This window comes from Chroococcidiopsis sp. [FACHB-1243], from assembly GCF_014696895.1.
In the GTDB taxonomy this organism is placed as follows: Bacteria; Cyanobacteriota; Cyanobacteriia; order Cyanobacteriales; family Chroococcidiopsidaceae; genus Chroococcidiopsis.
This window is the reverse complement of the sequence record NZ_JACJQX010000100.1, coordinates 1-7,541: the sequence shown is the minus strand read 5'-3', so window position 1 is coordinate 7,541 and position 7,541 is coordinate 1. Positions and strand designations below refer to the sequence as shown.

Here is a 7,541-nt window from a genome sequence, read left to right as displayed (position 1 = left end):
AAAAGTGCCGCCACTTGAACAAGGAAGCTGTAGACATTGGAGGGAGCGAAGGCAGAACTGAGCTTGTCTACCCTACCATTAACGGTTTTTGCGACACAACCATAATTTTTAAGCTAAAAGTTGAAAAGTGGAGAACGTAGAGGTTGGCGTTTTTAATCTACCTAGATGTTTGCTGTCTAAATCGACCCTTTGACAATCAAGCGCAGGAGAGAGTGCGTCTAGAGTCCGAGGCAGTGCTACTGATTCTTACTCGCTGTCAAAGCCGTGAGTGGTTTCTGCTTGGCAGTGAAGCTATTGACGCTGAAATTGCTCAAACACTTGATGCAGACAGACGACAGCGATTAATTGCTTTGGCTTCTTTAGCGACAACTAAAGCAACTGTTACTAAGCAAGTTGAGTCTCGTGCGCTAGAAGTGGTTCGGCTAGGGTGTAAACCATACGATGCATTACACATTGCCTGTGCCGAGGCAGGAAATGCTGACATACTGCTCACAACAGATGACAGACTAATACGTAAAGCGGCTACTTATGACAATATGCTACAAGTGAGAGTACAAAACCCCATTCTTTGGCTGCTGGAGGTAACGAACAATGGAAATGCGTAATGCGAGTCCCATACAGATTAGGCAGCTAGGAATAGAAGCTTTAGCAAAAGCTCTTGGTCCTGTAGGAATGGTTCGCTTCTTGCAGCAATTTGAAACTGGCAGTGGCGATTATACGCGAGATCGAGATGAACTACTCAAGGATGTCAACATTGAAGATATCCTAGGTCAAATTAAACAGATGCGGCATAACCAGCCTGCCGAAGAATGAGTAATTTTGAACAAACAATCTTCTTTTAAAAGTGACACACAGTTTTCCAATTTTAACCAAGAAGGAATTGAAGCCATGTTAAACATAAGCTTATTGAGAGAAACCAGGGTTTATCAAGAAGCTAAACAAGAAGGAAAAGTAGAAGGAAGATTAGAAAGAGACGTTGAATTAGTAACGAAACTACTGCAAAAAGGGCTGAGCATTCAAGAAGTTGCAGAGATACTAAAGTTAAATGTAGAAGAAGTACAGAAGGCAGCACGACAGTAAAAATCTACTAGAGGATAGCGATCGCATTTTATGAGATCGGACAGTAGGAATTTCATCGTCTAACTTGGGCATTATAAAACAAGAATATCAGCCATTCAATTTGTTTCTAGGCTGACTCTTGAAACGAGTATGCCACAAGTTAAAAATTATGAAAATTCCGATTAAACTTCAGAATTTATTGCAGCAAAATGAAAGTGCAATTGTAGCCGCTAGCACGTTAATTAGTCAAAAGCTAGCGTTGCTAGATTGTACGGGAGTTGCCTCAGTCACCCCAGAACAATTAGCACTTTTCTTTACAGGTATTCCAGAAAATTGGGATTTACAACAGCTCGAAGAAATTATTGACTTTTCCACCCTGACTGAACCCTTCTCTCACCAACTTCAAGAGTGGATTAACCAACGTTTAGGACGAACAACTACTAACCCTCCACGATCGGTAATTACGAATTACGAATTACAAACTACAAATTATCTCGATATTTTCAATTTCCGCAACGAAGTTATTGACGACTACCGCCGCTATATTGAAAGTTTTCTGAGAATCCGCGACCCTAAAGTTAAAGATTTTGTCGATCGAGAATTAGAACGGGGACAACTTTGGAGCGATCCCTTAGTACAGCTAAATCCCACTTACAAAAAAGGTGCAACCGTCACCGAATTAGTGCAACAGGGAGTTCTTCATAGGGAGTGCGATCGCTACTTTTCAAAAGACGGCAAACCCTTTCAGTTTCACTACCACCAGCAGCAAGCATTTCTCACGGCACAACGCCAAGAACCCTACGTCCTCACAACAGGCACGGGTTCCGGTAAAAGCATGACATATGTTGTGCCTATTTTTGACGATTTACTGCGCCATCCCGAAATTAAAGGAGTCAGGGCAATTTTGGTTTATCCCATGAATGCCTTAATTAACTCTCAAAAAGAAGAACTCGATAAGTTTCTGCGCCAGGTTGCCAATACCCACATTCGCGTCGAACAATATACCGGACAAGAAAGTTCAGCTAAGAAAAACGAAATTCAAGAAAACCCACCCCAAATTTTGCTCACCAACTACGTGATGCTAGAGCTAATGCTCTCCCGCACTCACGAAGATAAACTTGTAGAATCTCCCAATTTAAAATTCCTGGTACTGGATGAATTACATACATACAGAGGAAGGCAGGGCGCAGATGTGGCGATTTTGATCCGCAAACTGCGGCAACGCTGCGGTCAGAATCTTCTGTGCATTGGCACTAGTGCCACCATGTCAACAGAAGGCTCCCGCGAACAACGCCGTCAGGTCGTGGCGAATGTTGCCAGCAAATTATTCGGCGTGGAAATCAAACCCAGCAACGTCATCGATGAAACTCTAGAGCGTTCTATTAAGCGTGCTGCACCGATCGCTGACGAGCTGCGATCGAGCATTCTAGCAGGTTTACCACCAGAGCCAGAACAAACTCTAGATGCATTCAAAACGCATCCCCTCAGCAACTGGATTGAGATGAATTTTGGTTTAGCAGAACAAGAAGGGCATTTGGTGCGCCGCACGCCCATTACCCTAGAGGCGGGAGCAGCAACCCTAGCGGCACAAACCCAACTACCACCAGAAACCTGTTTAGCCGTTCTCAAACAAATGTTCCTCTGGGGAAGCAAAACAAAGGGACTTGCCTTTCGCCTGCATCAGTTCATCTCCCAAGGGGGTAGCGTCTACTCCACAATTGAAAGTCGGGATCGACGCATTCTCACTCTCGAAGGTCAGTATACTACTACCGAAAACCGCCTGCTTTATCCCCTCGTCTTTTGCCGAGAATGCGGACAGGATTACTACGTAGTGCGCTACGATGCCGACAAACAAAATATTCTACCGCAATTACCTACCGCCTTGGATATTAGTGCCGACGATGCCGATATTAGCGAAGGCTACCTGACCCTAGACGATCCAGGACTTTGGGATTCTAGCGATGAAGAAAGGCTCCCCGATTCTTGGTTCACCGAAACCAAAAAGAAAGGGCGCGTTCCCAAAAAGGACTATACCAAGTTTATTCCCCAACAACTGCAAGTGCTACCCAACGGTAAAGTTACGACTTCTCTGTTGCAAGGAACTATCTGTTGGTTTATCCGCAAACCATTTCTCGTGTGCCTCAACTGCGGTGTAGTGCATGACGGGCGCAAAAACGAATTTAGCAAACTATCGCGTCTGAGTAGCGAAGGGTGGAGTACCGCAACTACCCTGCTTTGTCTTTCTACCACCAGCCGCTTGAAGCAAGTTTTCACGGGCGAGAAAGCTAAAGCCGCCAAAATTCTTAGCTTTACAGATAACCGTCAGGATGCATCCTTGCAGGCGGGGCATTTCAACGACTTCGTGCAAACCAGTTTCTTGCGGGCAGCACTTTTGGGCGCACTTGGGGCAAAGGGGCAACTCACCCACGGCGAGCTAGTTAGTGAAGTTGTCAAGTATATGGGACTGTCCCAAACCGACTACGCCAAGCAACCAGCCGAGTTTGGCATTGGTAAGCAGCGCAACGAAGAAGCCTTTCGCAAACTGATCCAATATCGCCTTTACGAAGATTTACGGCGGGGATGGCGCATTGTCCAACCTAACCTGGAGCAATGCGGACTGCTGGCAATTGAGTATAACGGTTTGCCAGCAGAATGTGCGAATGAGGCACTTTGGCAAAAACACCGCCATCCCATCTTGTTACAAGCTACCCCCCAGGAACGTTTCATTGCCTCCCTTGCCTTTCTTAACCAACTACGGCGGGAATCGGCAATTGATGCCAAACTTTTGCAACCAGAACAACAAGACCAACTCAAAAGCGATATTTTTCAGGCAATTAAAGAACCTTGGGTGTTTGACGAAAACGAACAGCTGCATAAAGCAACCTGGGCAAGCACGAGCAGCGGCAGTAACGAAAAAGCCAAAGTCAAGCTCACACCCAGAAGTAAAATTGGTCGATTCTTGCGATCGCCCAAAGCTTGGTCGCTGCGGAGCCAACCCTTAACTGATGAGGAGTATGCCAGTTTAATCGCTACCTTAGTTAACGCCCTGTGCGATGCTGGTTATTTGGTAAAAGAGAAATCCTAGGTACAGCTACGCATCGATTCTCTGTTGTGGAAAGCCAAGCTCCTGAGCGAAATCCCTCCCGATCCTTTAACGTCTCGACGCTTACAGGGAAATGAAGACGCTCAAATACCCGTTAACAGCTTCTTCCAAGAATTTTACCAAACCAATGCCTTTCAAATCCAAACGATGGAAGGGCGCGAACATACCGGACAAGTGAAGAACAAAGATCGCCAAGAGCGGGAAGAGAAATTCCGCAATGGTGAATTAGCTGCTTTGTTCTGCTCTCCCACAATGGAATTGGGAATTGACATTTCCGATCTGAGCGTCGTGCATTTGCGAAACGTTCCCCCCAGCCCTGCCAACTATGCTCAACGTAGCGGTAGAGCAGGCAGGAGCGGACAGGAAGCCCTAGTCATTACTTATGCCGCGATCGGTAGCGGTCACGACCAATACTTTTTCAAACGTCAAAATCAAATGGTTGCTGGAGTTGTTGCCCCACCCAAGCTGGAATTGGCTAACCAAGATTTGGTTCAATCCCACGTTTACTCGATTTGGCTTGCCCACACTGGGGTTGATCTAGATGATTCGATGAACAAAATTCTGGAACTCGATCTCGATGGCTATCCTCTTAAAGAGAGCGTGCGTCGGGATTTAACTTTGAGCCAGAACAAATTAGCAAAATGCCTGCAAGCTACCCAATCCATTCTCTCCGATCTCTTCTGCCAAGAAGACCTGCAAAAAGCTGACTGGTATTCAGTGAATTGGTTGCAGTTCAGGCTAGAAAATGCTATAGGTGCATTTGACCGAGCGTGCGATCGCTGGCGTAAACTGTATGGTGACGCAATAATTCAATTAGAGAAAGCCCGCGAAACGATCGACCGTTATGCTAGAGGCTATGCTTCCCAGGAAGAACACGATATCGCCAAAGCTCAGGAAAAAGAAGCATTACGGCAAAGAAGCTTATTAGTCGGATTAACCGAAAGCAAAAGCAATAGCGAGTTTGAATTTTATCCCTACCGCTACTTTGCCGCTGAGGGATTTCTACCAGGATTTAACTTTCCCCGCCTACCAGTTAGGGCATACATTCCTACAGGGGATGGCGGTGAATTCATTTCTCGTCCCCGCACCGTTGCTTTACGGGAATTCGCGCCCAGCAACATTGTTTACTACGAAGGTAGTAAATTTATGGTGACAAAGACCAAAGTTCCCGTTAGCGGTATTGACAGCCAGTATAAACGGGCGAGCATCTGCTTTAACTGCGGTTATTTCCACGAAGGTGATTCTCGCGACACCTGCTCTAATTGCGGTGCAGCAATTAAAAACGATCGCTACCAGAATATCGCTAAACTGACTCGCGTGCTGCCAATGGAAACTGCGATCGCTCGCCGACGAGAACGCATTACCTGCGATGAAGAAGAACGGCTCAAGTACGGTTACAACGTTACCACTCACTTCCGCTACGATAGCCAAAAACAAGAATCAGCAACCGTCCAAACTACCGAAGGCACGCCACTGTTGCGCTTAACCTATGGAGCCACAGCGAAAATCTGGCGGATTAATCGCGGACTGAAGAAGAATATCGACGAGCGGGGATTTAAACTCGATACCAAAACAGGGTTCTGGGGCGATCCCAGAAACGATCGAGCTACTGACAGCTTGCATACGGAAGTTAATTTAATGGTAGACGACACTTGTAATATTCTAGTTGTCGAGCCTTTAAGCGTTCCGGCTGAGAATAGAGAAGCTTTTATTGCTACGCTGCAATACACTTTAGAAACAGCCATCCAAGCAGTATACAAATTAGAAGCCGACGAACTCGACTCCGAACGACTGGGGGAAGGTAAGTATTTGCTTTTTTGGGAAGCAGCAGAAGGGGGAGCGGGCGTTCTTTCGCAGCTATTAGAAAAACCAGAGGCATTTCAAAAAATCGCCGCTGCCGCTCTAGATATTTGCCATTTCAAGCAACCCAAAGAAAGCTGCGTCCAAGCTTGCTACGAATGCTTGCTATCCTACCGCAACCAATTTGACCATGCATTCATCAATCGCTATTTAATTAAACCCTTGCTCGACCAACTGCTAGCAAGTCAAGTTGTTAGCAATTCTGAAGGGATGTCCCGCGAGGAGCGATATCAGCAATTACTACAACAAACAGACCCTAATTCTAATTTCGAGCGAGTCGTTTTACAGGAGATTTATCAACGGGGATATAAACTACCGGATGCGGCACAAGAATTAATTCCCTCAGCCAACTGCAAGCCGGATTTTCTCTATAAAACCAATGCCGCGATCGCTATTTTCTGTGACGGTTCGGTTCATGACAGTCCAGACAAGCGCAAACAAGACCAAATCGAGCGAGATAATCTCAGGTACAACACTGGTTACACTGTTCTAACATTGCGGCATGATGAGGATTGGGGAAAGAAGTTAGGAATTTTAGGAAGTCTCTAAAAAAACTCCCCCAGACAGGAGTTTCAAAGTCTGAGGGAGATTTGAGCAATGACAGAATTTGCTACGCAGGTGCTTGTACTCGTTTTTGCAACCAGCGCAGAACCGCAGCTTTCTCTAAAAGTCCAACTAGTACGCCATTCTCCCCAATTACAGGTAGCGCCGAGCGTTGCTGTTGTTCTAGGATTTTTACTGCTTCTAGTAGCGATTGCTCGGATTGAATCATCGCCGATGCTTCGATCGGTTGCATCAATTCTCTCACTTGGGTTTCTGCCCAACGTGAAGTAGGAACCACTCTTAAAGCATCTAGAGTCATCGTACCAACTAGTTGCCCTTCAAGATCGGTGACTAAAAACCTCTCCCACTTACCATGACCAAGAATCGATTCATCAGCAAATTCTCTCAAAGAAAGCTCGGCTGATACTATTGGGCTGTCAAAATTTACTACGTCTGCTACCTTAATCTTCTTTAGTGTTGACTGCAACGTAGCAGATTGGGCAGTCCTGGTAGCATTTTGAAGTAAAAACCAACCTAAGATTAAGTTCCAGAAGTTACCAAAACTACCAAACAATAGTAAGGGAATTAAGCCAGAAGCGATCGCCAACCAGCCAATGAATTGCCCTGCTCTACTGGCAAAGACAACACCTTTTTCAGAATTACCCGTAATTTTCCAAACTAGTGCTTTGAGGATGTTACCTCCATCCAAAGGTAAGCCAGGAATTAAGTTGAACAGCGCCAACGCCAAATTCACGTAAGCCAACGTTCCTACAACTGCGGCGAAAGGTGCTAGTAATGGGACACTGACGTTAATTGTTGTCAATAACCCGAACAACAATAAACTGACTAAGGGACCAGCGATCGCTACCCAAAACGGTTGTGTCGCAAAAACCGTTAATGGTAGGGTAGACAAGCTCAGTTCTGCCTTCGCTCCCTCCAATGTCTACAGCTTCCTTGTTCAAGTGGCGGCACTTTT

The 7,541-nt window shown here is 45.8% G+C and carries 6 protein-coding genes; 5 read left to right on the top strand and 1 reads right to left on the bottom strand.

The genetic code is table 11. From position 1 onward, the window contains the following. The first annotated feature begins 212 nt into the window (after positions 1-212). The 5 genes from H6G17_RS34440 (at position 213) to H6G17_RS33065 (ending at position 6,571) form a co-directional block, all read left to right on the top strand. The gene (locus H6G17_RS34440; RefSeq protein ID WP_199317173.1) at positions 213-605 is read left to right on the top strand and encodes a PIN domain-containing protein; all 393 of its coding nucleotides are present in this window, start codon (positions 213-215) and stop codon (positions 603-605) included. Further along, complete coding sequence (locus H6G17_RS31605) at positions 592-813, top strand: hypothetical protein (protein ID WP_192162604.1); 222 nt, start codon at positions 592-594, stop codon at positions 811-813. The genes H6G17_RS34440 and H6G17_RS31605 overlap by 14 nt, the downstream gene beginning before the upstream one ends. Positions 814-819: 6 nt before the next feature. Beyond that, complete coding sequence (locus H6G17_RS31600) at positions 820-1,080, top strand: hypothetical protein (RefSeq protein ID WP_242038710.1); 261 nt, start codon at positions 820-822, stop codon at positions 1,078-1,080. 148 nt (positions 1,081-1,228) lie between these two features. Beyond that, a complete protein-coding gene (locus H6G17_RS33070; protein WP_199317172.1) occupies positions 1,229-4,144 on the top strand; it encodes a DEAD/DEAH box helicase in 2,916 nt (971 codons plus the stop codon). 24 nt (positions 4,145-4,168) lie between these two features. Then, entirely contained in the window at positions 4,169-6,571 is a 2,403-nt protein-coding gene (locus H6G17_RS33065; protein WP_199317171.1) for a helicase-related protein, read from the top strand. Positions 6,572-6,632: 61 nt separating this feature from the next. On the opposite strand, the gene H6G17_RS31590 is transcribed toward H6G17_RS33065, so the two are convergent. Further along, positions 6,633-7,505 carry a site-2 protease family protein gene (locus H6G17_RS31590; RefSeq protein WP_192162602.1) on the bottom strand — a complete coding sequence of 291 codons (873 nt, stop codon included), beginning with the start codon at positions 7,503-7,505 and terminating at the stop codon, positions 6,633-6,635. Between the last annotated feature and the right edge of the window lie 36 nt (positions 7,506-7,541).

Coding starts and splice junctions, on each gene's coding strand:
- H6G17_RS31605 (WP_192162604.1), top strand. CDS start 592: ATGGAAATGCGTAATGCGAGTCCCATACAGATTAGGCAGCTAGGAATA.
- H6G17_RS33070 (WP_199317172.1), top strand. CDS start 1,229: ATGAAAATTCCGATTAAACTTCAGAATTTATTGCAGCAAAATGAAAGT.